Origin of the sequence: Helicobacter sp. MIT 03-1616, assembly GCF_000765685.2 — a bacterium.
In the GTDB taxonomy this organism is placed as follows: Bacteria; Campylobacterota; Campylobacteria; order Campylobacterales; family Helicobacteraceae; genus Helicobacter_C; species Helicobacter_C typhlonius.
Map to the genome: position 1 here is coordinate 1 of NZ_JROY02000029.1, position 1,431 is coordinate 1,431.

1 protein-coding gene is annotated in these 1,431 nt (G+C 33.9%); it reads right to left on the reverse strand.

Annotation, left to right across the window (positions count from 1 at the left end; all coding sequences use genetic code 11):
• Positions 1-738: 738 nt before the first annotated feature.
• Positions 739-1,431, reverse strand: a 693-nt coding sequence (locus LS67_RS09440; RefSeq protein WP_236096391.1) for a methyl-accepting chemotaxis protein, incomplete at its 5' end; no start/stop codon positions are given.

Here is a 1,431-nt window from a genome sequence, read left to right on the forward strand (position 1 = left end):
TACTTATTTGCTTTAATGTCTTTCTTATTCTAATATACTTTGGCAAAGTTTCTAAAAGAAGTGAGATTTGATAAATCTTATAAGAATCTTTAAATAAGGAGCATTTTCAAAGAGCCAAGCTCATAGCACACAAATTCCATTTTGAGTAAGTAGCATTATTTATTCATCTTAATATATGGAGTGGCATTTCTCAAAGAAGCCCAAGAGTCTTGAAGCATCATAAAAACCCTTTAGGAATTATTTTAGTTATAGTTTTTATGGGATACATCGTTATTTTAGCCTTTATGAGTTTTGGGAAGCTTAACAATCTTATCTTATTACTTTGGTTTATGGCTAATGATGTTTGGGGAATTGAGATAATCTTTTGTGTGTTTTATAATAAAGCCTCTTTTGGTTAGATTGCTCTTTTCTTTCTACCCTAAAGAATATTAAATCTTTATAGAATCTCGCAAGAGCTATGGCTAGTGCTCTTTCTATCTTAGGCACAATCCCTATTTTAATGAGTTAAGCATTTCTTTTATCCAATAGCATACTTACTAGGGCAAGAGTAGTCTTTGGGATTTAAAGCAAATTGGTTGCTTTAAATTTTTCTATCATAGAGGACATAAGAGCCACTAGAGACTTTTAGTCTAAAACTTCATCTATTAGCCCATAGAGCTAAAGTCTTTAGATAAAGCCCTAGTTTTTGATGACTCTTAGCTACTAGAGCCAAGCAAACTTTTAAGCCCTACTTAGAGCTTAGAACTTCTTCTTATTCACATCATCTAGAATATCTTTAGCTACTTTATCTACTCTTTCACTAATCTCTGCACTAGAATTAGCAATCTCAACATTCTCTTGTGTAACAGATTCTAAATGTGATATAGCCTCATTAATTTGAGTAACTCCAGTAGTTTGCTCTCTAATAGATTCTCCCATATCATTAATAGATTGAACCAAGAGATTTGTATTGGCTTCAATCTCTCCTAGAGATTTTTGAGTGCGTTCTGCTAGTTTTCGCACCTCATCAGCAACAACAGCAAATCCTCTTCCGTGTTCTCCTGCACGTGCAGCTTCTATTGCTGCATTAAGAGCAAGTAAGTTTGTTTGGTCTGCAATGTCTCTAATAATGCCAATGACATTTTTAATATCTTCACTTTGTTGAATGACTTCACTTGTCTTACTGCTTACATTTTGCATAGATGAAGTAATTTCTTCTACTGCTTGAGCTGTTTGTTCTAAGCTACTTGCTTGAGAGTTTGTAAGATTTGTGAGTTTATTCACTGCTTCTTGTAAGCCTTGTGCTTCATTACCTAATGTTTGAGCAAAGGCAGCACTTGTAGAGAGCATTTTTCTAATCTCTTCGCCTAGAGTATTTGTTACAACTTCTACTCTACCACTTGCATCTTTTACTTCTGTGGTGAAGTCTAGTTTAGTATAGCTATCGAATAC